Raw genomic sequence first — 26723 nt, 5'->3', positions numbered from 1 at the left:
TCTAGATTAGGTAAAATTCTGAGGTTCGTGATCGATAATCAAACGCAGGTCCTTGTTTTCAGGTTCCTGAGTCATGTCAAGGACCCTATTAAGCGTTTCTTCCAAGTTATCCTCAAAACGGTATTTGATAATAATCTGATAATGATAAAGGTTATGTGTTCGGGCAATAGGCTTAGGCGTTGGCCCTAGGAAGGTCACCTTGTCTGACAAGTGCTCTCTTAAATAAGCCATAACCTCATAGCTCTTGCGGACGACAAACTCTTCATCCTTGTGAGAAAGCGTGATTCCTACCGTATAAAAATATGGCGGATAGGCCAACTGACGTCGAATCCCCATCTCATAGGCATAGAAAGCTTCATAATCCTGTTGTTGCGCAAACCGAATGGCATAATGACTAGGATTATAGGTTTGAATAATAACTTCCCCTTCCTTGTCAGCACGACCAGCACGACCAGCCACCTGAGTCAAAAGCTGGAAGGTACGCTCAGCCGAACGAAAATCTGGTAAATTAAGCGATGTATCTGCATTCAAGACCCCTACCAAGGTGACATTGGGAAAATCCAAGCCCTTGGCAATCATCTGAGTCCCAAGCAAAATGTCAGCCTTGCCACTTCCAAAAGTCTCTAAGAGCTTCTCGTGAGCACCTTTCTTACGTGTCGTATCAACATCCATACGAATCACTCTGGCTTCTGGCAAAAGTTCCGTTAACTGGTCATAAGCCTTCTGTGTCCCAGTCCCATAATAGCGAATCTGACGACTCTGACAGTTAGGACAGACATGTGGTATTGCTTTTTGAAAATCACAATAGTGGCAATTCATGGTCTTGGTATCCATGTGCAAGGTCAGTGAAATATCACAATTTGGACAATCATCCACATAGCCACAGTCACGACACATGACAAAAGAGGAATAGCCACGACGGTTCAACATTAGCACGACTTGTTCCTTACGTGCCAAGCGTTCTCGGATTTTCTCTAAGAGAGGTGGCGTAAAATCACTCGCCTCTTGACGGCCCACAAAGTCCTTAAAGTCTACCACTTCCACTTGAGGAATTTTGGCATTAGGATTAGCCCTCTGAGTCAACTCAAGAAAATGGTAAACCCCTTTCTGAGCTCTCGCCCGAGTCTCAATAGACGGTGTTGCTGAACCAAGAACAAGCACGGCTCCATGACTCTTAGCCCTAAGCAAGGCCACATCTCTAGCATGATAGCGAGGATTGGATTCTTGTTTATAAGTAGCCTCATGTTCCTCATCGATAATGATAGCTCCGATATTGTCCAAGGGAGCAAAGATAGCCGAACGTGCTCCTACGACAACCTTGGCCTGGCCAGATCTAACCTTACGCCACTCGTCAAATTTCTCACCGTCTGACAAGCCTGAATGCATAATGGCCACCAAGTCCCCAAAACGTGAAATGAAACGATTGGTCATTTGGGGCGTCAGGGAAATCTCTGGCACCAAGACAATAGCTGTTTTCCCCATAGCCAAGGTCCTCTCGATAAGATGTAGATAGACCTCTGTCTTACCTGATCCCGTTACCCCTTCCAATAAGAATGGTTTGCCGCCTTGTACAATTTGGCGCGTCATTTCTTCAACCGCATGCGCCTGTTGAACATTAAGCTCAAGAAAATCCGTCTTTTCTACCTTCTCAAAGTAGCTGTCGGCACGATTGACCTCAACTTCAGTGATGACCAAGGCACCAGCTTCAATGAAAAACTTAACCACATCTCGTGAAAAAAGCTTGTGGAGGTCTGCCACCTTCCCTGACTCACTCTTCTCGAGCAAGAAGTCTCGCATCTCCAAACGCCTCTTAGCCCGTTGCGAAATAGCCAAAGTCTCAAGAATGCCCTTTTGAACACTATAGTGCTTCTCAGTCTTGATGTTCTGCTTATCCTTAGCAAGGTAATCAACCGTTACACGTCCAGACTGGACCAGACGAGGAATGGCTTGACGCTGCTCCTCTAACAACTGCGAGAAAAGAACATGATCCTGCCCCTGAAGAAAAGTCTGTTTATCCTCTTCACCTAGTTTATCAGTCGCCATGATAACCTTATCGTACTGGGAATTAAGGAGACCGGGTAGCATTGACTTCAAGATGGAAATCTTATAGGAAAAGACCGTATGTCGCATCTGATCAGCCAAGTCCAGCTGATCCTGATTAAGGACTGGCTCATAATCTAAAAGCTCAGCGATAGGTTTTAATTCAGGAAAGTCTCTTAAGTTCTCCTGCTCTTCTAAACCAATAACAAAACCTTGCAATAGACGATTTCCTTTACCAAAAGGCACATGCACTCGCATACCAATGGCAATTTTATCTTGCATAGCTTCAGGGATAAGGTAACTATAAGGTCTGTCCGTCTGCATCAGAGGAACGTCTACAATAATTTGTGCTACTAAAACCATAAATTTCCTCCTGTCACTTCCTTAAGACCAGTATCTTTCAAGCTCAAGAAAAGCTGAGCACTTGATTATCATCATAAAGAAGGAAGCTGAGACACTATGCCTCAGCTCCCCTCTCCTCATAAACCAAAGCATGACTTTGATTTTAGATTTTATCGCCTTCTTCTTTTTCTTTAGCGATTTGTTCTTTGATTTTACGTTCTTCTTCCTCAGCAGCAAGACGTGCTTGAATCACTTTCAAACGTGCCAATTCACGTTTAGATTCTGGATCTGGGTGAATAGTCACATTTCCAGTTTCAATTTCTTCAAGGGCTTGAAGAGTTGGTTTTACTGACGTAAACTCTTGAGTTGGTTCAGCACCAGCGGCCAATTCATGGGCACGTTTGGCTTGCAAAATAACCAATGAATATTTTGAAGGCACTTTATCCAAAAGTTTGTCAATAGAGGGTTTCAACATCATAATTCTATACCTATTTCTAATTTATTTATCTGATAATTTCTTTTCTGAAATCATATTACGATAGCGGCCAATCACACGGTCAACACGGAAGTGTTCTGCTTCAATAACACGTTTGACACGCTCAGCAGCTAATGGCACTTCGTCATTAACAATGGCATAATCGTATTCGCTCATGAGAGCAATTTCTTCACGCGCACGCTCGATACGTTGAGCAATAACTTCCTCAGAATCTGTCCCACGACCAACCAAACGCTCTTGAAGCTCGTTCAAATCCGGTGGTGTCAAAAAGATGAAGACAGCATCTGGGACCTTTTTCTTAACCTGAAGGGCACCTTGAACCTCGATTTCAAGGAAAACATCAATACCTTTATCCAAGGTTTCATTAACATAAGTCAAAGGTGTTCCGTAGTAGTTACCCACATATTCAGCATATTCCAACATTTGACCATTACGAATAAGCTCTTCAAATTCCTCACGCGAACGGAAGAAATAATCCTTCCCATCAACTTCACCAGGACGTTGAGCACGCGTGGTCATTGATACTGAGTATTCAAATTTGTGGTCAGGTGTTGAAAAAATCTCCTGACGAACAGTTCCTTTTCCGACACCAGAAGGCCCTGAAAAAACAATCAAAAGTCCACGTTCAGACATGTCTTCTCCTTAAACTAAGATTAAAAATCTTCTTATGACTCACCTTAAAAAAGAGAAAGTAATCATCTCTTTTTATGGCTTAGGGGTTGTTCAGTGATTAAGTTACAGCTCACTTTTCAGAGCATGTGTTTTTCCTTACTATTTTACCAATAAAAGCGACTTTTTTCAAGGTGAGGACACCATTAAAAAGAGTGAATTCCTTTTCTCAGTACTCACTCTTTTTTAAATACTCTTTTAAACCAAACCAGTCAAGAGACCTTGCATGAATTCTTCTGAATGGAACTCACCAATATCATCAATTTTCTCACCAAAACCAATTAACTTAACTGGAATATCCAACTCTTGGCGAATGGCTAAAACCACCCCACCCTTGGCACTACCGTCCAACTTAGTCAAGACAAGGCCTGTAAGAGGTGTGATTTTTGAAAATTCCTTAGCCTGACTAAGGGCATTTTGACCTGTTGAGGCATCCAAGGCCAAGAGGGTTTCATGAGGTGCTTCTGGAACCACACGCTTAATAATACGACCAATCTTTTCAAGCTCTGCCATAAGATTGTCTTTATTTTGCAAACGACCCGCAGTATCAATCATAAGGACATCAACTCCTTCAGCAAGGGCCTTTTCCATACCGTCAAAGACCACTGAAGCTGGGTCAGCCTTCTCAGCACCAGTCACCACTGGCACATCAACACGACGCCCCCACTCAACCAACTGAGCGACAGCTCCCGCACGGAAGGTATCGGCAGCTACCAGCATAACTTTTTTGCCTTCTTGTTTGTATTTATGCGCCAACTTACCGATAGACGTTGTCTTACCAACCCCGTTGACACCAACGAAAAGCATGACTGTCAAACCATCTTGGAAATTAATCTGCTCCTTGTAGACATCATCCTTCTCGTAGATATCCACAAGTTTTTCGATAATCAAGCGTTGCAAATCTTCAGTCTTTTTGACATTTTCGAGGCGGGCTTCATAGCGCAAGTCTTCCGTTAATTGCGTGGCAACATTAACCCCAACATCGGAAAGAATCAGCATTTCTTCCAATTCTTCGAAGAACTCCTCATCAACTCGACGGAAATTCGCAAAGAATTCATTCAAGCGGGCAGCAAAACCTGTTCGCGTCTTCTTAAGGGTACGATTGTATTTTTCTTGTTCTGTTTCAGTTTTTAAAGCCTGAACTTCTTCAGGTTTTTCCTCAACTTTACGGGTTTGAACAGCCTCAAAAGTAACCGTTTCACCTTTTTCTGCAGCAGCAGCTACCTGAGCCTTTTTAGCATAGTAATCAGCCATGACATCCGCAAAGTGGTTATCCACAGCGACTTGGCTTTCTTCTGACTTTGATACGCCTTCTGCTTCGCTTGAGGCCTGATCATCAACAGATAGGTCCTCATCAGACGCTACTTCACTTTCTTCTGTCACTGTAGATTCGCTTTCTTCAACAGATTCTGTAGACGAAATCTCTTCTACTTGAGTCTCTGACTCACTGAGCTGTTCTGTTTGACTTTGGCTTGTCCCTTCACTTGTTGACAAGTCTTGATTATCAAGGGCCTCAGTTTCTGAAATTTCCTGATTTGCTACAGTCTCCTGTGACTGGTTTTCCTCTTGTCCAAATAATCGATCAAATAGACCCATTTGGTTCTCCTTATTTCTCTAGAATATACTTGTGGATGGCCTCAGCCACTCCAGATTCCTCATTAGTTTTTGCCGTTACTGCCTTGGCAACAGCCTTAACCTTAGGAACAGCATTTGCCATAGCCACACCAAGACCAGCCCACTCCAACATGGTCAAGTCATTTTCCTCATCTCCCATAGCCATAACCTGACTTTTATCAAGGGCAAGATAATCAGACAAAAGTTTCAAGCCTACAGCCTTATGAACCCCTTTCGGCATGACTTCAAGGATAATTTCACGAGACTTAAAAACTTCAAAATTCTGGTATAGCTGTTTAGGTAGTTTTTGAATTTGAGCATCCAAAAACGCTTCCTCACAGACCGTAACTACCTTATTATAGACGATATTTTCAGGAATGTCATCAATACTCTCCACATCAACGAAGGTCAAGGTAGGATTAGCCTGACGATAGAGAGAATGATTGCCTTTACTTGGCACACCATAGACAATGCCATCACTGATAACATCCATAGGGAGCCCTAGAGGTTCAAAGACAGCATAAATCTGCTTTAAATCTTCTCGACTCATCTCTTTCTTTATGAGGATATCCCCATTATTACGCTGAACCAAGCCACCATTGAAGGTCACACTATAGTGCTTATCATCTAACAAGCCCAAATCTTCCAAGATATGAGTAATAGCTGGCAGAGGACGACCAGTCGTAATGACCACATGAACTCCCTTAGCTTCTGCCGCCTTCAGAGCAGCTCTATTTTCAGCTGTTACTTGCTTATCCTTAGTAAAGAGGGTCCCATCTAGGTCCAAGGCCAATAATTTAATCTCAGACATCTGAGCCCACCAATCCTTCCATGTAGTCAAAGACTGCACCATCTTTATGGTGGCCAATCACCTCATCTGCCACTGCCTTAATCTCATCACGCGCATTTTCCGTAGCAACCGCACGACCCGCGAAGGTCAGCATCTCCATATCATTGAGATTATCACCAAAGGCTACAACATCTGAAGCCTGTCTCCCCAACTCTTGACAAAGATGGTAGAGACCAAAGCCCTTGTCCACACCTTTAAGGATGATATCCATGGAATCAAAGCCAGTTGTCACAGCAGTCATATCCTCAAAAATCGTGTTGAGGTAGTCACCACGTTCCATGATGGTATCTCCTTGAAACTTAGCAGTTACCTTGAAAATATCATCTGTGACCGCTTCAAGATCCGTTGCCATGACATTTTCATAGTAACGTTCCATGGCCTTAAGATAGGCTGGGTCTGCATCGTTTGGTGCATAGGCACCTCGACGGCCTGACAAGAGAATCCCCTCGCAAGTTGGCAGGGATAAAGTTGTATCTGCAATTTGCAAATAATCCTTAGGTTCTAGCTTGGACTCGAACAAGACCTCACCCTTGTACTGAACCAAGGCCCCATTTTCCGCAATAATCGCAATACGGTCCACAAACCCATCAAAAAGCTCCTCCAAGGCCAAGAGGGCTCGCCCAGAAGCTACGGTAAAAACATAATCTTTAGCTTCACAAGCATCCAAAAGGTTATCCAAACGTGCTTTGTCATAGGCACCAAGATGGTCTAGAAAGGTACCATCCATATCTGTTGCTAAAATTTTCAAAATAATCTCCCTTCAGGTCGAATATACTTGCCCCTATTGTACCAAAAATAGGAATATAAGTTTGGGAAAAGCCAAAGAAATTAGAGAAAATATGGTATTTTACTTGCAAATTCATCATTTTAGTTGTATCATTACGGTAGTACAAGAATAATACTATTATACTTTTAGAAAGGAGTCTCTTATGGCTTGGACATTTGATGAAAAATCGCCAATCTATCTCCAAATCGCCTATCGCGTCAAGCTGAAGATAGCTTCCAAGGAATTGAGTATGGGACAACAACTCCTACCTGTAAGGGAATTTGCTCAGGAAGCCGGGGTCAATCCCAACACCGTACAAAGAGCCTTCCAAGAACTTGAAAAAGAGGGGCTGGTCTATTCTGCCCGTACCTCTGGTCGCTTTGTTACTGAAGATGAAAAACTTATTGATCAAAAACGACATGAGATTGCCCAAAGTCTCATGAAAAACTTTGTCACTGAGATGGCAGCCATTGGTTTTAGCTCACCTGAAATCAAAGCCATCATTACTGACTACATCGAACAAACAGGAAAGGACTTATAGACCGATGACTGATATTGTAACTCTAACAAATCTCACCAAGACCTATAATGGTATTCCAGCCCTTAGAGATGTAACCATGGCCATCCCGTCTGGTAAAATCATTGGTCTCTTAGGACCAAACGGTAGTGGTAAAACAACTCTCATCAAGATTTTGAATGGCCTCCTTCAACCAACTTCTGGTTTAGTAACTATTAATGGATTTCAGCCATCACCTATCACCAAAGCTCAAGTGGCATATCTACCTGATACAACTTATTTAGATGAAAGTAAAACTATCCAATACTACTTGGACTTCTTCCAAGATTTCTATGCTGACTTCCGCTATCCTCTTGCCTTGCAACTCTTGCAGGATTTAAAGCTCCAGCCTGATTTGCGCCTTAAAGACCTTTCAAAAGGAAACAAAGAAAAAGTTCAGTTGATTTTGGTTATGAGTCGTGAAGCTAAACTCTATCTCCTTGATGAACCTATCGGTGGGGTCGATCCCGCGTCACGTGACTACATCCTTAAAACCATCATCAACCAATACTCTGAAGATGCTTCTGTGATCATTTCAACTCATTTGATTGCAGACATTGAATCTGTTCTAGATGAAGTTGTCTTCCTAAAATACGGTCAGATTGAACTTCAGGGTGATGCTGATAATATCCGTCAAGCCCATGGCAAATCTATCGACAAACTCTTTAGAGAGATGTTCCACAACTAGGAGGTATGAGCATGTTTTGGAAATTAGTTAAGTATGAATTACAATCGATCCGTAAATGGTATCTCGGCATCTATGGTATTGCCATCCTACTCTCAATCCCCTTGGGTTTAATGCTTCAAAAATTTATTTTTGTAACTGAACAGAGCCACCAAGAACCTAGTCTACTCTTTTTTGCTTTCTTCACACTGATGGTTTTTGCTACCATTATTGTATGGGGAGCCATTTACATAGCAACAATAGTCCTCATTGTCAGACGCTTTGCAAAAACTGTCTTTGGGAGAGAAGGCTATCTAACCAATACACTCCCAGTTTCTGCTCACCAATTAATCTTATCGAAACTCTTGGTAGCCTTTATTTTAGATATCATTTCATCACTCGTTATACTCCTTTCGATTGGAATTATAGCTGCTTTCTGCCTTGATATGAAAGATATCCTCCTAGCTACCAGCTACTTTGGCCAGATCCTAAAAGAGATAGGCGCTTTCTACCTCTTCATCCCTTCTACAATCTTGTCAATGATTGCTGGTATTCTTTTCTATTACCTCTGTATTAGTATCGGAAACCTCTTCAACACTAACAAAGTTCTTATGGGATTTGTCGCCTTTTTCGCCATTCAGGCTATCCTATTCTTTATTGGTTTCTTCTTTGGACTCGGTGCAGCCTTGACCGGAGATGCAACATATACTGCAATCAATAACTCGTCATATATCATTAGTCTAGTTCAGTCTCTCATTCTCATCGCAGCAAGTTACTTTGGTACCTACTATATCATGACCAAACGCTTAAATCTGGACTAAAGAAAAACCGTGTTCCTTTTGGAACACGATTTTTTTGCATTTAAAAGACTTATTTACTTTGTTCTTTACGATAAGTCTCAATTTCGGCTTTGTTACCCCAAACGAAGTGTCCTGGACGTACTTCAACCATTTCTGGTTTATCAACAGAATAGTCGTGTTGGTTTGGATCATAAACCTTCAAGACTTTCTTACGTTCCAAGATCGGATCTGGAATAGGAACAGCAGACAAGAGTGACTTGGTGTAAGGGTGGATAGGATTGTTGTAGAGTTCTTCTGTCTCAGCAACTTCCACGATTGTCCCCTTGTAGATAACAGCGATACGGTCAGAAATGAAACGGACCACTGACAAGTCGTGAGCGATAAAGAGGTAGGTCAATCCCAACTCTTTTTGGAATTTCTTAAGCAGGTTCAAAATTTGGGCACGAACTGACACGTCAAGGGCTGAGATTGGTTCGTCAGCGATGACCAAGTCAGGTTGCATAACCAAGGAACGCGCAATACCGATACGTTGACGTTGTCCCCCAGAAAATTCGTGAGGGTAACGTGTCAAGTGCTCCTCAAGAAGTCCCACTTCTTTGATGATTTCCTTGATTTTAGCTTTACGATCTTCCTCATCCTTATAGAGATGGAAGTTATGCAAGCCCTCAGACAAGATATAATCAACTGTTGCACGTTCATTCAAACTAGCCGCAGGGTCTTGGAAAATCATCTGAATACGACGGATAAGGTCGTTTTTCTCAGAGTGAGATAAGTGCCCATTGATTTTCTTACCGTCAAAAATAATCTCACCATTACTTGTATCATTCAGACCAATAATGGCACGACCGATAGTAGTTTTACCACTACCAGACTCACCAACGAGGGAAAAGGTTTCACCCTTGTTGATGAAAAAATTAGCATTGTGGACAGCAACGAATTTCTTGCTTCCTTCACCGAAGGAAATCTCCACATCTTTTACTTCAACTAACTTCTCAGGCATTGCCTTCCTCCTCATCTCCTAAATGTGCAAATCCCATATTAGCACGGATTTTTTCATGTAGATTTTGGATAACCGCAGGTTTTTCAACTTTTGGTGCATCCTCATGTAAGAGCCAGGTCTTAGCCCAGTGAGTATCTGAAACTTGGAATTGTGGTGCTTTTTCCTCAAAGTCAATCTGCATAGCATAGTCTGAACGCAAGGCAAAGGCATCTCCAACAACCGGTGTATAAAGTGATGGTGGTGTCCCTGGAATTGAGAAAAGCTCACCCTTATCGTCAGCCAACTGTGGCAAGCTTGAAAGCAAGCTCCACGTGTATGGGTGACAAGGCTCATAGAAAATTTCCTCAACAGTTGCGTACTCGATGATTTCACCAGCATACATAACAGCAACCTTGTCAGCGATACTTGCTACCACACCAAGGTCATGGGTAATGAAAATCACTGAGAAACCATACTCCTCTTTGAGTGATTTTAAGAGGTCAATGATTTGAGCTTGAATGGTCACATCAAGGGCAGTTGTTGGCTCGTCACAGATAAGGACATCAGGACGACAAGCCAAGGCAATGGCAATAACGATACGTTGACGCATCCCACCAGAGTATTGGAAAGGATATTCGTTGAAACGTTTTTCAGCATCAGGAATACCAACCTTGTCCATGTAGTCAATGGCCATTTTTTTAGCTTCTTTAGCAGATTTTCCTTGGTGTTTGACAATGACTTCAACAATTTGGCTACCGATAGTCTTAATTGGGTCAAGACTGGTCATAGGATCTTGGAAGATAGTCGCAATCTTAGCCCCACGAATAGGTGCCCAATCTTGGTGACTCTTAAGCTTAGTCAAATCCTGACCACGATAATCAATAGAACCGCTGGCTACACGACCATTTTCTTCAAGCATCCCTGTGAAAGTCTTAGTCAATACTGATTTACCTGAACCAGACTCACCAACCAAGGCTAAAACTTCACCTTCAACCAAATCAAGGGAAACTCCTCGAATAGCTGTCAAAACACGGTCACGAACGTCAAATTCCACGACGATATCGCGAGCCGATAATATTACATTTTTATTTTCTGTCATATTGGACTCCTATCTATGCGTACGTGGGTCGCTGGCATCCGCCAAGTTTTGACCGACAATAAAGAGAGAGAGGGAAACGAGGATCAAGGTAGTCAATGGAATCCAGAAGAGATAAGCATTGACTGTAACGTTCTGTGCATAGTCTGAAATCAAACGACCAAGACTAGGCGTCGTAACGGGAAGCCCCAAACCAAAGTAAGAAAGGAAAGCTTCGTAAGAGATAAATCCTGGCAAGAGCTGACTAGCCATAGTCACGATAACCGATACAAGTTGTGGCATGATATTTTTAACCACAATCTTAGGAGTTGGTGTTCCCAAAGTACGAGAAGCCAAGTTGTACTCCAAATCACGGTAACGCATGATTTGAATACGGATAGTATAGGCAATACCAATCCAACCTGTGACAGTCATGGCAAAGATCATGTTCCAGAAACCAGCACCCAATGAGTAAGTCAAGACGATAACGACAAGGAGGGCAGGAATGTTTGAGATGATGTTGTAGATTTCCATCATAATCATATCGAAGGTCTTAGAAATCCCCCAAACAGCACCAACGACTAAACCAATAGCAACGTTAAGGAAGGTAGCGATAACAGCAATAAGGATAGAATTACGAGCTCCAAACCAAACACTGTCAAAGAGAGACTTACCATTACTGTCTGTACCGAACCAGTATTGAGCATTTGGATGCACATAACGCACACTAAAGTCATTAACCTTAGACACGTCATTGAAGTCAAATTTTGAAAACATTGGGTAGATAAAGCTCATCAAAATGATAGCAATCAAGATACCCAACATAACAGTTGTTGACTTTTTCTTGAAGAACTGACGCATCACCGATTTCCAGTATGAATAGGCCGGCGCATCAATTGTTTCAGAGGCAAAATCATCGCGCTTTACAAATTGGAACTTACTTTTATCAATTGAAGCCATTATTTACCTCCTTTAGATGTCAATTTGATACGTGGGTCAATCATAGTCATAAGGATATCACCCACAAGCAATGAGAAGATGGTGAGGGCTGTGAAAATAAATACAAGACCCACAACCATAGCGTTATTTGAAGCACGGACAGAGTCAATCAACATTTTACCCATACCAGGGTAGGCAAAGATTGTTTCTGTCAAGGTTGCCCCTGTGATAACACTAACGATAGATGCTGGGATCCCTGAAACCAAGGAAACCATAGCATTTTTGAAAATGTGTTTATTCGAAATTTCTTGTTCTGACAACCCTTTGGCACGTGCAAAACGAACGAAGTCTTGTGACTGCAAGTCAATCATGTAACGACGAATCCAAATGGCAAGACCTGGTGTAGACAAAAGACCGAGAATAACAGATGGCAAGACGTATGAACGCCAGTCACCCGCACCCAAGATAGGGAAGGAATCTGGAAGACCAATCTCAGAACCAATCAAACGAATGATATAAACCAAGGCGATGGTTGGTAGTGAGAGCAAGAAAGTCAAGACACCAGTTGAAATACTATCAAAGAGTGTATTTTTAAAGCGTGCCATGTATGATCCCAATGGAATTGCCAAAGCATAAGACAAGACCAAACCAATCAAACCAGCAATGGCAGAACTTGTCACCATTGATGGGTACTGGTAGCGACTCTTAGTAGCTGTGTAAGGGTCGTCACCATAGTAAGAACGATCCCTAGCATCAGCCTGACTTGGTGATTTATAAGTACGAGAGTAGATATCTACTGAAGATACTTTCTTACCAGTAGGGAAGTTGACCTCAGAGCTTTGTGTTTGCCCTTGTCCTTGTGTAATAACATCAAGAACACCCTGCTCAGCATAGGTTGGGTAAGATGTACCAAGGTTCATCTTCACAAAGTTTTGGTGAACAAATGGGAACTGACTGTTAAAGTAAAGCAAGTATTTATGCTTAGTCCCTGATCCGACAACTGACCAACCGATAGCTGGGTCATTTTCAATACGGATGTAACGCTTCAAGTTTGGATTTGTTTTATCTTTAACCCATCCAGTATTGTCAAATTCAAAGAGGTGCGTATAGAAGCCAAATACACGTTCAAGCACTGGAACATCACGTGTTGCATAGAATTGTTTACTTTGCTTGAATTGATGCAAACGCCAGCCACGTCCTAAACTATCCACATATTTTTGGTAAATAGCTTTATTTTCTTTTGTTGGCTTAGTGGTTACTGACTTATCGAGGGAGCTAGCTTTCTCCTGCAACTCCTTGGTGTCATAGTAATCAATGTAACCCATACGTTCATAGATTGTATTTTCATAGTTAGCCTTAGAATCGGCTGTTTTAGCAATCTTGTTGTAGTTAGGGTCCTGTCTGAAAATCAGACGCCTCGGCACCATGGTATAGATAATCGTGTAGGTCAAGGCCGTCACGACAAATATTGACAATAGAGAACGGAGGGTTCTCAATAAAATGTATTTTTTCATGTCTCTTCCTTTAATTCCAAAAGAACTTTCCCAATCTAATGAGAAAGTTCCATCGTCCTTTTATTTAACGTGTTTCTCAAGGTCTTTTTGAGCTTTTTCGTTGGACTTAGACTTTTCTTTAAGCCAGCTTTCACGGGCTTTATCATAGTTTTTCTTAGTGACAACATCTTTTTGAGGCTCAAGGTACTTAAAGTATCTGTCAGAACCCTTAGGTCCTACTTGAGAGTAAGCACCTGAGAATGGTGTCAAACGAGCTACCATTGGAGCAGCACCCTTGTTAACCATAAGTGGCATGAAGAGTGAGCTATCTTCCAACCAAGCTTGTGCCTCTGCATAACGTTCATAACGTACGTTGAGGTCGCTTGTTTCTTTAGCTGCATTATCAACCAAAGCATCAAAGTCTTTAAGACCTACTTGAGCTGCTGCTGCATTGTTAGGATCGTCGAATCCCATGTAAGTTTTTGTGTTCTCACTAGCTGTTGTCTTGAAGATATCAAGGAATGTTGATGGGTCTTCGTAGTCAGGTGCCCAAGCAACTGAAATATTGATATCCCAGTCTTCTGCTGCTGCGTTAGCTGCATACAAAGTACTGTTAAGAAGATCATCTTGAGACATTTGATGAACGTCTACAACCACATTTTCTTTTCCGAGTGTCTTTTCAACAGATTGTTTCAAAGATTGTGCACGTGCTACAGTTGGTTTTGCAGCTTGGTCAACTGGAAGGTCCAAGTGAATTGGGAATTGAACACCTTGTGCTTGGAGAGCTTCCTTAGCCTTATTAAATTCAGTCTTAGCCTTATCAGCGTTGAAGAGACCATCTTGACTGTCTTTAAGGTTAACACCTGACCACTCGTCACCATATGAAGGCATCTTTTCAGTTACCAAATCACCGAATGACTTGTCACCAGCATAAACAAAATCAGGTTTCACAAGAATGTTACGAACAGCAAGTGCTGCACCTTTTTCACCATTAAGTTGTGCTGAATAAGCTGTACGGTCAATAGCAAAGTTAACTGATTGACGGAAGTCCTTGTTAAGAAGAGCTTTCTTAGTTGAATCTTTCTCAGCATCAGTCTTCTTAGATGTATGGTTGTAAGACTGACGGTCAATATTAACACCAACCCCACCAATATCTGCAGATGGTTGTGTATAGAAGATATTATCTTTATATTGTTTTTCTACTGAATTAAAGTTTGAGCTTGTTGGATATAGACGTGCTTGACTATAAGCGCCATCAGTGAAATTACGAACAAGCGATTCTTGGTCAGAAGCATCGTAGAAAGAAAGTTTAATGCCATCGAAATGGACATTTTTCTTATCCCAGTAGTTTTCATTTTTAGCCAACTCAATAGATGATTTAGCTGTCAATGACTTAAGGATGTAAGGACCATTATAAAGGATAGATGATGGATCTGTTGATTTACCAAAGCTATCCCCTTTTGACTTAAGGAACTCTTCATTTACAGGCCAGAAGAGAGAATAAGTCATCTTAGAATTCCAGTAAGGTTCTGGTTGTTTAAGTGTGTACTGAAGAGTGTAATCATCAAGAGCTTTAACACCAACTTTAGAGAAGTCTTTATCAGTACCATTGAAATAATCAGCAAGACCTACTACAGAATCTTTTGCCAAGTAAATTGACTCAGTCTTTTTATCAGCAGCATGCTTAAGACCTGTTACAAAGTCTTTAGCTGTTACTTCTGCATACTCTTCACCGTCTGAAGTATACCATTTAACTCCCTTACGAAGTTTGTATGTATAAGTTAAACCATCAGCTGAAACAGTCCAGTCCTTGGCAATAGAAGGTACCAAGTTACCATATTTATCGTTTTCCAAAAGGCCATCGACACCATTTGTCACAGCATCAGTCGTTGAACCTTTATTGGAAATAAGATAGTCCAATGTTTCAGGATCAGCAGTATAAACATAGTTATAAGTATTGCTTGAAGTGTTTGATTTTGATGAACAAGCCACTAAAACCCCAACACTTAGGAGGGAAACACCCGCAAGGGCCAACCATTTACTTTTTTTCATAAGCATTCTCCAAAAAATCTTTTTTTATGTACCAACATTATACCATAAAAAATAAGATGAGTACAATTTTCAGAATATTTTGTCTTATACTGACTTTCTCACAATTATACCCCTTATGAACACTAGGAATTAGCCCTTTTTTGACAAAAGAAAAAGGCAAACTGCCTTTTCCTCAAGATTATTATTTAACGTGTTTCTCAAGATCTTTTTGAGCTTTTTCGTTAGATGCTTTCTTTTCTTTAAGCCATTTTTCACGGCTTTGTTCATATTCTTTCTTAGTAACTACTTTTTCTTGTGGTTTCACGTATTTGAAGTAGTCTGATGAGTTCTTATCACCCACTTGCATGCTAGCACCCGTAAATGGTGTCAAGCGTGAGATAACTGGTGCTGCACCGTTACCAACAGTCAATGGAATGACAAGCGAGCTATCTTCCAACCATGCTTGAGCTTGGGCATAGCGGTCGTAACGAGCGTTGAGGTCTGTTGTTTCTGAAGCTGCTGAATCAAGCAAGGCATCATAATCTTTAAGACCTACTTGAGCTGCGGCCGCATTGTTTGGATCATCATAACCCATGAAAGTCTTGGTATTTTCACTTGAAGTTGTCTTAAAGATATCAAGGTAAGTTGATGGGTCTTGATAGTCTGGACCCCAAACAACACCGTTTGAAATATCCCAGTCTTCTGCTGCCGCATTAGCCGCATTAAGAGTAGCATTTTGCATGTCATCAGATGACAATTGGTTAACATCGATAACCACATTATCGCTACCCAATGATTGTTCAATGGTTTGTTTCAAAGATTGGGCCTGAGCAACATGGATTTTAGAACTTTGGTCAACTGGAAGGTCCAAGTGAATTGGGAATTGAACACCTTCTCCTTGGAGAGCTTCCTTAGCTTTGGCAAACTCAGTCTTAGCTTTTTCAGCATTGTAGAGGCCATCTTGACCATCAGTAAAGTTGACACCTGACCATTCATCACCATAAGAGGACATTTTCTCTGTTACAAGATCTCCAAAGGTCTTATCACCTGCACTGACAAAATCAGAAGGAACAAAAAGGTTACGAAGAGCTAGAGCTGCACCATCTTTACCATTCATTTGTGATTGATAAGCCGTACGATCAATTGCGAAGTTGATTGATTGACGGAAGTCTTTGTTTAGAAGAGCCTTCTTAGTTGATGTCTTTTCAGCATCCGTCTTCTTGGCTGAGAATTTATAGCTTTGGCGGTCGATATTAACACCAATGGCTGATGTAGACGCACCTGGTGCAGTGTAATAAATGTTATCTTTATATTTCTTCTCTACAGAAGAATAGTTAGAACTCGTTGGGTAGACACGAGCCAAACTATAGGCACCATCCGTGAAACCACGTTCTAGAGCCTCTTGATCCGAACCGTCATAATATGACAATTTGATGGCATCAAAGTGTACATTCTTCTTGTCCCAATAATTTTCATTCTTAGTCAACTCAATAGATGATTTAGCTGTCAAAGATTTGAGAAGGAAAGGACCATTATAGAGGATAGATGTTGGGTCTGTTGACTTACCAAAATCTTTTCCTTTGTTCTTAAGAAAGTCTTCGTTAACTGGGAAGAGCAAGCCATAAGTTGTTTTAGAGTTCCAGTATGGCTCAGGTTTTTTAAGGGTGTATTGCAATGTATAATCGTCGATTGCTTTAACACCTACATTTGAGAAATCTTTATTGGCACCAGAGAGGTAGTCAGACAAGCCAGCAATAGAATCTTGCACCAAGTAAAGAGCTCCAGACTTGCCATCAGCCGCATGCTTAAGACCAGTCACAAAGTCCTTAGCAGTCACATCAGCATACTCTTCACCATCAGAAGTATACCATTTAATTCCCTTACGGATTTTATAAGTATAAGTCAGACCATCTTGAGAGACAGACCAATCTTCAGCTACTGAAGGGACAAGATTTCCATATTTATCTGCTTCCATAAGACCATCTACACCGTTTGTCACAGCTGTCTTAGTAGGTCCTGTATTTGAAGTGATGTAATCCAATGATTCTGGATCTGAATTATAAACATAACCATAAGTCGTTCCACTAGTACTTGACTTAGAAGAACAAGCCGCTAAGGCACCTACACTGAGGAGTGCCACACCCGCAAGGGCTAACCATTTGCTTTTTTTCATAAGATTTCTCCAAAAAATAAAATTTTACTCTTTCATTATAGCATAAATAATCAAGAAAAGGAGTCATTATCAGACTATTTTGCACAATTATTGCACCTGATGAAATACGAAAAATTCAGCAGTCCCTTGTGTTTTCTGGATTTCTAGCTACTTTAATCGATTTATTTTTAATCACCAGTCATGCATAAAACAAAAAGGCCTAACACCTTGGTTAAACCTCTGTTTCTAAGTTAAAATTAGCTATTAAGAGCTTGAGCAGCTGTAATAATCGCCAAATTGTAAATATCTTCAGCACTAGCCCCACGAGAAAGGTCGTTAACAGGTTTATTAAGACCTTGTAAGATTGGTCCGATAGCTTCGAACATTCCCAAACGTTGGGCAATCTTATATCCAATGTTACCTGCTTGCAAGCCAGGGAAGACAAAGACATTAGCATGTCCTGCTACGTCACTATCTGGAGCCTTAATAGCTGCTGTTGCTGGAACAAATGCTGCATCGAACTGCAACTCCCCATCAATAGCCAAGTCAGGACGCATTTCTTTAGCAATATTTGTTGCTTGAACAACCCTGTCAACTTTTGGCGATTTAGCAGAACCTTTTGTTGAGAAGCTAAGCATGGCCACTTTAGGATCAATACCAAAAACTTTAGCTGTTTCAGCAGTATTAATTGCAATTTCTGCCAACTCTTGAGCATTTGGTTCAATATTGATAGCACAGTCAGCAAACATCAAGCGATGATCGGTATTTTCACGGTTCATAAGGAAGACACCTGATGTACGAGAAATACCAGGTTTTGTTTTGATAATTTGAAGGGCCGGACGTACCGTATCCGCTGTTGAGTGAATAGCACCTGAAACCATCCCATCAGCAAGACCAAGTTTAACTAGCATAACACCGAAATAGTTGACATCATGAAGCAACTTTTCCGCATCTTCCATTGTCGCTTTCCCTTTACGGATTTCAACAAATTTTTCCTTCATTTCCTCGAAATCTTCATAGGTTTCAGGATTAACAATTGTATAGTTAAAGTCTGCAAAACCAAGATCGTTCAAGATTTTGTGAACCTCTGCTGGGTCTCCCAAAATAATAGGATCAACCAATCCTTCAAATTTCAAACGGGCTGCTGCACGAACCACACGGTCGTCGTTACCCTCAGGGAAAACAATCTTAACACCTTTCCCTAAAATATGTTCACGAAGTTCACCAAATAGACTACGCATAAAAAAATTCCTCAATCAATCTTTTTTAGTTTGTAAATTCATGATAACGATTTCAAAATCATCTGTCAAGGAAGATGCATGGACCATCTCTTTTTTGGTGAAAGGATCAACAAATGCAAGACGGTGACAATGCAAGGCTTGACGCTTAATACCATAGTCTAGGGACCCGCCATAAAGGTCGTCTCCCAAAAGAGGCAAACCTAGGTGGGCAAAGTGCACACGAATCTGGTGCGTACGTCCGGTATGAAGATTGATATCAACCAGTTTAATCCTACCATAATCAGCTACCAAGCGATAGCTAGTGTGGGCATATTTCCCCGATTTATGAACCCGACGTGTAATAATAGAATCTACATCACGCGCAATCGGTGCAATGATTTCACCCTGCTCCTCAAGTTTTGTATCACCTTCAACCAAGGCATAGTAATGCTTCTTAATAGACTTCTGCTGCAACTGTTTATCCATACGCGCGTGGGCATAACCATGCTTAGCAAACAGCATGAGACCAGACGTGTCCTTATCCAGACGTGTCACAATATGCACACGCTGGTTAGGATAATTGTTGCTAACGAAGTGATGTTTAACGAAATTAGCCATGGTATTATCATGGTTAACACTTGGAATACTGGCATAGCCATAAGGTTTATTGATCACCAAGAAGTTATCATCCTCATAGACAATATCCAAGTCAAAAGGGATAGGTTTCAAGGTCTCGTGCGGTGCCTCATCAGGGATTTCAATGGCAACCACATCTCCTTCATGGACAGGATAAGTCGCAAACTGCTCCTCACCATTGACCCAAATATGACCGCCCTCAAACTTAATCTTGGCCAGTAGCCCTTTAGAAATATCGTGCTCCTTCAAAAAGGTCTTAACCCGACAAGAACGCCCTACTGTAAACTCATATCTCATTCTTCCATGTCTCCAATAAAGGAATCACGTACACGTTCCCAGAAACTTGTATGGCTGGCACTAGCCACAAAGGAAATCTTACGTTGGTCAATTGAGAATTCTACCTTTTTCACATTACGGTTGGTATAGGTTTTATTATCAACGGATAGAGTGTAGCTTCCCATTCGGGTAGGATAAACCGTAATCTTCTCATGCTTAGGCACAATAAGGGGACTTCCTAGGGTACGATAAACACGATTATTAAGACTGGCAATCTCAGTCAGTTGCAAGGCTTCAATGGTGGGATGAAGGACCGCACCACCCAAAGATTTATTGTAGGCCGTTGATCCTGTAGGCGTTGACACCGACAGCCCGTCACCACGGAAGCTCTCAAACAAGACATCATTAAGGCAAACATCTGCTGCCATGGTTTTCTCATTACGCTTTATGGCTGCTTCATTAAGGGCAATCGACGTAAAAGAACGCCCATCAGCAAGAGTCAATTTGACATTCAAAAGAGGGTAAGAGATCTTAGCACCACTATCTTTTCGAAGCGTCTCGATTAATTGATCCACTTCACTGTCCAAATAATCCGTATAAAAGCCTAAGTGACCCGTGTGAATCCCTACAAAACGCACACGAGCAAGCTCTTTTTCATACATATGAAAGGCCGATAGCAACATACCATCACCACCAATTGAGATGACCACATCTGGATTTTTCTTGGTCAAATAAAAATCTGGATCATCTCGAAAGGCATTAAAAAGTTTTGAGGCCACACGCCTACTTTGGGGTTTGCCATTGGCAATAATAGCTACCTTCATCTCATCCGAAGAGGTCTTCATCTGTGTCATCACTATTTCCTACACTATCCTTCAAAGTTCTGTTAATTGGATCAAAGAGCAACTGGGCATCTCTAATATCATCACGTATCTTACGCATTTCTTCATCAAGTTCATAAGCCATGCGGGCCGTAGTTTCCAAGCGAAGCTTAATTTCCTCTGGAAAGTTTCCCTGATACTTGTAATTAAGGGAATGTTCAATGGTGGCCCAAAAGTTCATGGCCAAAGTCCTAATCTGAATCTCCGCAAGAATCTCCTTACGACCATCAATGGTATCAACGGGATAAGAGACGATAACATGATAAGAGCGATAACCCGAATGTTTACGGTTTCTGATGTAGTCACGCTCTGAAACAATGGTCATATCACTACGGCGACGAAGCAAAGCCAAAACTTCATCCACATCATCGACAAACTGGACCATGACTCGGAGACCAGCAATATCCTGCATGTCTTGAGCCAAATTTTCAACCGAGAGGCCACGAAGGGCGATTTTCTCCTCAATGGAAGCCACTGACTTCACACGTCCCGTCACAAACTCAATGGGCGAGTGACGATTTTGCTTACGAAATTGTTTACGAATGCCTCGGAGCTTGATTTTGAGCTCACCTACGGCCTGAATATAGGGGTCTAAAAATTGTTCCCAATCCATGGTCAAGATAGGACTCCTCCTTGTCAAAAGCTTTAGTTTTTTATAAAATAAATACAATCTGTTATATTATACCACATTTGAAAGCACAAGGGAGGACACACATGAACCATTTAGAGATAGAGTACAAGACTCTACTCACCAAAGACGAGTACAATCGTTTAGCGATGCTTTTCTCCCATGTGACACCTGTTACGCAAACCAACTACTACATCGACACTCCTCAGAGTGACATGAGAAACAAAAAACTCTCCTTGCGTATCAGGACGCTTCCCACTCATGGTGAGCTGACCTTGAAGATTCCTGAAAAAGTCGGGAACATGGAGTACAACCTTACCATGGATTGTGCGGACGCTAAGGCTTTGACTAAGTCGCTGGACTTTCCTGATTGTCAGATCAAATCCATTCTTCTGGAACGTGGGGTTAAACTAGAGGACCTAACCATCCTCGGACATTTGACCACTACCCGTCGCGAGTACCAGACCAACATCGGCCTCATGGCCCTCGATGTCAATGTCTATGCTGATAAGAAAGACTACGAGCTTGAACTAGAAGTTTCGGATGCTGAGAAAGGTAAAGACGACTTTGATGCCTTCCTTAAAGAAAATAACATTGACTTTAAGTATGCCAAGAGTAAGGTTGCACGCTTTGTAGCTACCCTCAAACGAGACAAAGACTAAAAGTTAGACAAGGAGTTAGCTCCTTGTCTTTTTATGTTTAAACACATGCAGCGTTAAATAATACAAGCATTTTATCTCATAAATGACTTCCAGAGGTCTAAAAACGCATACAAAGGAATTTTATCTAACAAAGGTTCGGTATTTTTCACTAATATCATACTTTGATGGCTGAAATTTCTGCTTCTTTTTGCTAAAATAGAACTATCTGTAGTTTTATTACAATAGCCCTAACTGGGCTTAGCATCTTATTTTTTTAAAGGAGTCACCATCGTCATGGTACATCAAAAAGCAAACCCACAATTGAAATTGTTCTCGCTCAGCTCAAACCCAGAAATTGCTGAAAAAATTGCTGAGGCTACCGGATTGCCACTTGGTAAAGTATCTTCACGTCAATTTTCTGACGGTGAAATCATGATCAATATCGAAGAGTCTGTTCGTGGGGACGATATTTATATCATCCAATCTACAAGCAACCCTGTTAACGACCACCTTTGGGAATTGCTCATCATGATTGATGCCTGCAAACGTGCCAGTGCTAACTCTGTCAACGTGGTTATGCCTTACTTTGGTTATGCACGTCAAGACCGTATCGCTGCTTCACGTGAACCAATCACTGCTAAATTGATTGCCAATATGCTGGTTAAAGCTGGTGTCAATCGTCTCTTGACACTTGACCTTCACGCTGTCCAAGTTCAAGGTTTCTTCGACATCCCAGTAGATAACCTCTTCACAATGCCATTGTTTGCTGAATACTACAACGAAAAAGGATTCACAGGAAGTGATGTTGTCGTTGTTAGCCCTAAAAACTCAGGTGTTAAACGTGCTCGTAGCTTGGCGGAATACCTTGATGCACCAATCGCTATCATTGACTACGCTCAAGATGATTCAGAACGTGAAGAAGGCTACATCATCGGTGAGGTTGAAGGAAAAACAGCAATCTTGGTTGATGATATCCTTAATACTGGTAAAACATTTGCAGAAGCTGCTAAAATCCTTGAACGTGGTGGCGTTAAAGACATCTATGCAGTTGCTAGTCACGGTCTCTTTGCAGGAGGTGCTGCTGAAGTCCTCAACGCTGCTCCAATTAAAGAAATCTTGGTGACAGATTCAGTTGCGACTAAAGAAAAAGTTCCAACAAACGTTAAATACATTTCAGCAAGTGAGCTAATCGCTAACGCTACTACTCGTATTTTCGAACGTCAACCACTTAGCCCACTCTTTGCTTACACTGCAAACGAGGACTAAGCTATGGTTTATTTGGACAATGCAGCAACAACTCCTTTAAATACTGCTGCTATCTCAGCTATGACACATGTCATGACTGAAACCTTTGGAAATCCATCCAGCCTCCATGCTTATGGTCGTCAAGCTTCCAAGGAACTTCGTGAAGCCCGTGAAGAAATGGCCAACCAATTTGAAGTCCCTGCTCGTAAACTCATTTTCACTTCTGGTGGGACTGAAGGAAACAATACAGCTATCAAAGGTTATGCCCTAGCCAATCAAGCTAAAGGCAAACACCTGATTACAACTGCTATTGAACACCACTCTGTCCTTCACACCATGGCCTACTTGGAAGAGCGTTTTGGTTTTGAAATAACCTATATTCAACCAGAAAATCAAGTCATTACTGCCCAACAAATCGCTGATGCCTTACGTGACGATACCATTCTGGTTTCTGTTATGTATGCCAATAACGAGACCGGCCAATTGCTTCCTATCAAGGAAATTGGTGACTTGCTTGCCAATCACCAAGCTGCCTTCCACGTCGATGCCGTTCAGGTAGCAGGAAAACTTCCTATTCATCCAGAGCAACTTGGAGCTGATTTTCTCTCTATTAGTGCCCATAAATTCCACGGACCTAAAGGTGTTGGCTTGCTCTATCATAACGATTTGCATTTTGACAACCTACTCCATGGTGGTGAACAAGAGGAAAAACGTCGTGCCAGCACTGAAAATCTGGTCGGCATTGCAGGTATGACCGCTGCTTACAAACATGCTAGCGACCACTACCAAGACAATTACCAGCATGTTGAAAAGATTCGTCAGGCCTTTCTAGATACCCTTACCGTTCCTTATGAAATTAATGGTGGAGAATCTAGCCTACCTCACGTCATCAACATAAGTTTTCCTGGTAAGGAAAATGGCCCTCTCTTAACCTTGTTAGACCTAGCTGGCTTTGCCGTCTCAACAGGTTCTGCTTGTACTGCTGGAACTGTTGACCCTAGCCACGTCATCCAAGCCCTCTATGGCAAGGATTCTGACAAGTTAAAAACAGCTATTCGCATTAGTTTATCAGAGGAAAATACCGCTGAAGAACTCCAAGCTCTAGCAGAAAAACTTAATCAAATCATAGGAGACTAACATGGCATTTGAAAAAAGCATTCATTTGACTGACTGTAAATACCGTTACACCATCAGTCCTAATGTCAAAAAATTCACCCTACGTGATACGACTTTTGTGCAAAATAAAATCGGAAACTACGAGTTGCACCGCCTTCTCGAAAAAGTGCCTAACTCAGGCGAAGGTTTCCCACTCAAAATCACTATTAACAAAGACTTGACTGGTTTCAAATTGTCGATTACAGACAAATCTGGCCTTCGTAACGTTAATATCTTTAAAAATGAAGATCATCACATCTTGCAAGAGAAATTCTACTTCTTGATGCAGAGTTTGGTTGATCGTAACGTTTTTGAGCAAGAAGAAATCTAAATTTTTTCTTACTACATAGAAATAGCCTATCCATGTGATAGGTTTTTTATATCGCCTCATCTACACTATTTTGTTGCAATCTTCACAAACTTTTCTTAAAATATAAGAGAATCATACTAATTAAAGAAAGGAAAGCGATCAATGACATTTGAGAAAAACATCCCAAACGCCACTGCCAAACGTCTCTCTCTCTACTATCGTATTTTCAAACGATTCCATCGTGAAAATATCGACAAAGCAAGCTCTAAACAAATTGCTGAAGCGATTGGGATTGACCCTGCTACTGTTCGTCGGGACTTCTCCTACTTTGGCGAACTAGGTCGTCGTGGTTTTGGTTATGACGTGAACAAGCTAATGACATTTTTCGCTGAACTCCTTAATGACAATGCGACAACAAAGGTACTTCTCGTAGGTGTTGGTAATGTCGGGCGTGCCCTCCTCCACTACCGTTTTCAAGAGCGTAACCGCATGCAGCTAGTCATGGCTTTTGATACAGACGATAACGAACTGGTTGGAACTCAAACCGAAGACAAGATTCCTATCTATGGGATTTCCCAGATTAAGGACAAGATTGCCCAAGAAGATATCAAAACAGCCATCCTTACAGTGCCATCAGTTAAGGCCCAGGAGGTGGCTGATCTTTTGGTTGAGGCTGGAATTGAAGGCATTCTCTGCTTCTCTCCGGTCAACCTCAATCTTCCACGCCATGTGGTGGTCCAATACGTAGACTTGACTAGCGAACTACAAACCCTACTCTATTTCATGAAAGAAGAAGAAAAATCAAGGAGAAACAATGACTAAACCAATTATCGGAATCACTGCCAATGTAAGGCCTAATCCAGCCCATGAAGACATCAACTGGTCCTATGCCCCATCTGGCTTTGTAGAAGGAGTTCAAAGAGCCGGTGGCCTAGCAATCCTACTACCAGTATCCGATCCTTCGGAAGCCAAGACCTACATCTCCATGATTGACAAACTCATCCTGATCGGTGGACAAAACGTTGACCCTAAATTCTACAACGAAGAGAACCATGCCAGTGAAGATGACTTCTTCCTCGAACGGGATATCTTTGAAATGGCACTCATCGAGGAAGCTACTAAGCAAAAGAAACCCATCTTTTCAATCTGTCGTGGAACCCAACTCATGAACGTCGCACTAGGTGGTAGCCTCCATCAAGATATTGAGAATCACTGGCAGGACAAGCCTTCTGATTACCTCTACCATGAGATGATTGTTGATGAGAACAGCAAGTTGGCAGAAATCTACGGACGCGAAACGTCTATCAACTCCTTCCACCATCAAAGTATCAAACACTTGGCCTCTGACCTTCGTGTCATTGCGCGTGATCCTGAGGACAACACAGTCGAAGCTGTTGAGTCAAATAGTCCAGACCTTCGCTTTCTTGGTGTACAGTGGCACCCAGAGCTTCTCCTAGACAAACGTGAAGAAGACCTCAAACTCTTTGAATACGTCGTTAACGAACTTTAAAAGCAACTGAGACTGCACTCAGTTGCTTTTTCTTGTCTTTATCCCATCGGCTCAATCTAAAGCTCAAAATCCTCCCTCTCCTCACGAAAGGAATAATAGGTTGATTTTCCAACAATCAGATGATCAAGCAGACAAATCCCTAAGTCATCACAGGACCGCTTAATCTTTTGAGTAAAATCAATATCATTACGACTAGGATAGGCTTCCCCCGAAGGATGATTGTGAACCACAATCAAAGACGTTGCCATCAGATGACAGGCATAATGTAAAATCTCACGTGGCTCAGCAATCGAACGACGGACCCCACCAATAAAGACCGTCTTTTGCTGAATAATACGGTTCTGCGTATCCAAATAGATAGCCACCAGATGCTCCTGAGGCTTGTCGCCAATATCCAACATCATACGACGCGCCACCTGCTGGCTAGACATAATCTGCTCAGACCGAGCCAACTCAGCCTTCTCAATCCGCTTAGCCAACTCCACCATAGCCTTGAGCTCAATAGACTTCACACGCCCAATACCAGGAATCTCCTGAAGCTCATTCAAGGACAAACGAGACAAATCCGCCAAACTCGTCATCCCTTTCAAAATACGATTGGCCATAGATAGGACCGACTCAGACCTAGTCCCTGTCCGCAGCACTATCGCCAACAACTCCTGGTCCGACAAAACCTCTGCTCCCTTCTGTAAGAGTCGCTCACGAGGCAAAAGCCCCGACTCCTCAGCTACAATACTATACATAAGAAAAAAACC

26 protein-coding genes are annotated in these 26723 nt (G+C 41.8%); 9 read left to right on the top strand and 17 right to left on the bottom strand.

Translation table 11 applies throughout. From position 1 onward, the window contains the following. Positions 1-6: 6 nt before the first annotated feature. The 6 genes from O3670_RS05315 to O3670_RS05290 all read right to left on the bottom strand — a co-directional run bounded on the left by O3670_RS05315 (position 7) and on the right by O3670_RS05290 (position 6759). Positions 7-2403, bottom strand: coding sequence for a primosomal protein N' (locus O3670_RS05315; protein ID WP_371595872.1), 2397 nt, complete (start codon positions 2401-2403; stop codon positions 7-9). Between the two features lie 142 nt (positions 2404-2545). Then, positions 2546-2860 (bottom strand): DNA-directed RNA polymerase subunit omega, encoded by a 315-nt coding sequence (gene rpoZ, locus O3670_RS05310; protein ID WP_013990232.1) that lies wholly within the window; start codon positions 2858-2860, stop codon positions 2546-2548. A 21-nt stretch (positions 2861-2881) separates the two neighbouring features. Next, complete coding sequence (gmk, locus tag O3670_RS05305; protein ID WP_002884259.1) at positions 2882-3511, bottom strand: guanylate kinase; 630 nt, start codon at positions 3509-3511, stop codon at positions 2882-2884. Between the two features lie 234 nt (positions 3512-3745). After that, the gene (gene ftsY / locus O3670_RS05300; protein ID WP_048790790.1) at positions 3746-5143 is read right to left on the bottom strand and encodes a signal recognition particle-docking protein FtsY; all 1398 of its coding nucleotides are present in this window, start codon (positions 5141-5143) and stop codon (positions 3746-3748) included. Between the two features lie 10 nt (positions 5144-5153). Then, positions 5154-5972 carry a Cof-type HAD-IIB family hydrolase gene (locus O3670_RS05295; RefSeq protein WP_064521040.1) on the bottom strand — a complete coding sequence of 273 codons (819 nt, stop codon included), beginning with the start codon at positions 5970-5972 and terminating at the stop codon, positions 5154-5156. Next, a complete protein-coding gene (locus tag O3670_RS05290) occupies positions 5965-6759 on the bottom strand; it encodes an HAD-IIB family hydrolase (RefSeq protein ID WP_002884689.1) in 795 nt (264 codons plus the stop codon). The genes O3670_RS05295 and O3670_RS05290 overlap by 8 nt, the downstream gene beginning before the upstream one ends. A gap of 181 nt (positions 6760-6940) precedes the next feature. On the opposite strand from O3670_RS05290, the gene O3670_RS05285 reads away from it, so the two are divergent. The 3 genes from O3670_RS05285 to O3670_RS05275 are packed head-to-tail and all read left to right on the top strand — an operon-like array spanning position 6941 to position 8818. Then, positions 6941-7318: a GntR family transcriptional regulator gene (locus tag O3670_RS05285; RefSeq protein WP_002884206.1), complete on the top strand. Its 378-nt coding sequence runs from the start codon at positions 6941-6943 to the stop codon at positions 7316-7318. A 4-nt stretch (positions 7319-7322) separates the two neighbouring features. Beyond that, positions 7323-8021: an ABC transporter ATP-binding protein gene (locus O3670_RS05280; protein ID WP_014634818.1), complete on the top strand. Its 699-nt coding sequence runs from the start codon at positions 7323-7325 to the stop codon at positions 8019-8021. 11 nt (positions 8022-8032) lie between these two features. Beyond that, positions 8033-8818, top strand: coding sequence for a hypothetical protein (locus O3670_RS05275; protein WP_041826692.1), 786 nt, complete (start codon positions 8033-8035; stop codon positions 8816-8818). A 49-nt stretch (positions 8819-8867) separates the two neighbouring features. Here O3670_RS05275 and O3670_RS05270 read toward each other — a convergent pair whose 3' ends face one another. From O3670_RS05270 to yjbM, 10 genes are all read right to left on the bottom strand, one after another. Next, positions 8868-9797: an ATP-binding cassette domain-containing protein gene (locus O3670_RS05270; RefSeq protein WP_014634820.1), complete on the bottom strand. Its 930-nt coding sequence runs from the start codon at positions 9795-9797 to the stop codon at positions 8868-8870. Continuing rightward, positions 9790-10875, bottom strand: a complete 1086-nt coding sequence (locus tag O3670_RS05265) for an ABC transporter ATP-binding protein (RefSeq protein WP_002884363.1) — start codon at positions 10873-10875, stop codon at positions 9790-9792. Before O3670_RS05265 ends, O3670_RS05270 begins: the two co-directional genes overlap by 8 nt. 9 nt (positions 10876-10884) lie before the next feature. Beyond that, entirely contained in the window at positions 10885-11811 is a 927-nt protein-coding gene (oppC, locus tag O3670_RS05260) for an oligopeptide ABC transporter permease OppC (RefSeq protein ID WP_002884564.1), read from the bottom strand. Further along, positions 11811-13304 carry an ABC transporter permease gene (locus tag O3670_RS05255; protein WP_371595871.1) on the bottom strand — a complete coding sequence of 498 codons (1494 nt, stop codon included), beginning with the start codon at positions 13302-13304 and terminating at the stop codon, positions 11811-11813. Before O3670_RS05255 ends, oppC begins: the two co-directional genes overlap by 1 nt. Before the next feature lie 60 nt (positions 13305-13364). Then, complete coding sequence (locus tag O3670_RS05250; protein ID WP_037603032.1) at positions 13365-15335, bottom strand: peptide ABC transporter substrate-binding protein; 1971 nt, start codon at positions 15333-15335, stop codon at positions 13365-13367. A gap of 181 nt (positions 15336-15516) precedes the next feature. After that, positions 15517-17487, bottom strand: a complete 1971-nt coding sequence (locus O3670_RS05245; RefSeq protein WP_037611823.1) for a peptide ABC transporter substrate-binding protein — start codon at positions 17485-17487, stop codon at positions 15517-15519. 236 nt (positions 17488-17723) lie between these two features. After that, a complete protein-coding gene (gene pta, locus O3670_RS05240) occupies positions 17724-18707 on the bottom strand; it encodes a phosphate acetyltransferase (RefSeq protein ID WP_084915446.1) in 984 nt (327 codons plus the stop codon). Between the two features lie 15 nt (positions 18708-18722). Further along, the gene (locus tag O3670_RS05235) at positions 18723-19619 is read right to left on the bottom strand and encodes an RluA family pseudouridine synthase (RefSeq protein WP_371595870.1); all 897 of its coding nucleotides are present in this window, start codon (positions 19617-19619) and stop codon (positions 18723-18725) included. After that, complete coding sequence (locus tag O3670_RS05230; protein WP_002884507.1) at positions 19616-20452, bottom strand: NAD kinase; 837 nt, start codon at positions 20450-20452, stop codon at positions 19616-19618. The genes O3670_RS05235 and O3670_RS05230 overlap by 4 nt, the downstream gene beginning before the upstream one ends. Beyond that, complete coding sequence (yjbM, locus tag O3670_RS05225; protein WP_096832982.1) at positions 20424-21098, bottom strand: GTP diphosphokinase; 675 nt, start codon at positions 21096-21098, stop codon at positions 20424-20426. Before yjbM ends, O3670_RS05230 begins: the two co-directional genes overlap by 29 nt. Before the next feature lie 95 nt (positions 21099-21193). Between yjbM and O3670_RS05220 the strand changes: the two genes are divergently transcribed. The 6 genes from O3670_RS05220 to O3670_RS05195 all read left to right on the top strand — a co-directional run bounded on the left by O3670_RS05220 (position 21194) and on the right by O3670_RS05195 (position 25968). Further along, on the top strand, positions 21194-21769 hold the full coding sequence (locus O3670_RS05220; protein WP_022496737.1) for a CYTH domain-containing protein: 576 nt from the start codon (positions 21194-21196) through the stop codon (positions 21767-21769). A gap of 273 nt (positions 21770-22042) precedes the next feature. Beyond that, on the top strand, positions 22043-23014 hold the full coding sequence (locus O3670_RS05215) for a ribose-phosphate diphosphokinase (protein ID WP_049545262.1): 972 nt from the start codon (positions 22043-22045) through the stop codon (positions 23012-23014). A 3-nt stretch (positions 23015-23017) separates the two neighbouring features. Further along, positions 23018-24130, top strand: coding sequence for a cysteine desulfurase family protein (locus tag O3670_RS05210; RefSeq protein ID WP_049545261.1), 1113 nt, complete (start codon positions 23018-23020; stop codon positions 24128-24130). 1 nt (position 24131) lies between these two features. Continuing rightward, entirely contained in the window at positions 24132-24479 is a 348-nt protein-coding gene (locus O3670_RS05205; RefSeq protein WP_104021240.1) for a DUF1831 domain-containing protein, read from the top strand. A gap of 141 nt (positions 24480-24620) precedes the next feature. Then, positions 24621-25280, top strand: coding sequence for a redox-sensing transcriptional repressor Rex (locus O3670_RS05200; RefSeq protein WP_037611833.1), 660 nt, complete (start codon positions 24621-24623; stop codon positions 25278-25280). Beyond that, complete coding sequence (locus O3670_RS05195; RefSeq protein ID WP_022496740.1) at positions 25273-25968, top strand: gamma-glutamyl-gamma-aminobutyrate hydrolase family protein; 696 nt, start codon at positions 25273-25275, stop codon at positions 25966-25968. The genes O3670_RS05200 and O3670_RS05195 overlap by 8 nt, the downstream gene beginning before the upstream one ends. A 56-nt stretch (positions 25969-26024) precedes the next feature. Here the strand turns inward: O3670_RS05195 and radC are convergent, their stop codons facing one another. Beyond that, positions 26025-26711, bottom strand: a complete 687-nt coding sequence (gene radC / locus O3670_RS05190; protein ID WP_014727630.1) for a RadC family protein — start codon at positions 26709-26711, stop codon at positions 26025-26027. Between the last annotated feature and the right edge of the window lie 12 nt (positions 26712-26723).

The sequence above is a fragment of the Streptococcus sp. 27098_8_74 genome (genome assembly GCF_041431705.1).
Lineage (GTDB): Bacteria > Bacillota > Bacilli > Lactobacillales > Streptococcaceae > Streptococcus > Streptococcus salivarius_E.
Note: the sequence above shows the minus strand (reverse complement) of the source record. Positions and strands in the feature narration are given on the sequence as shown.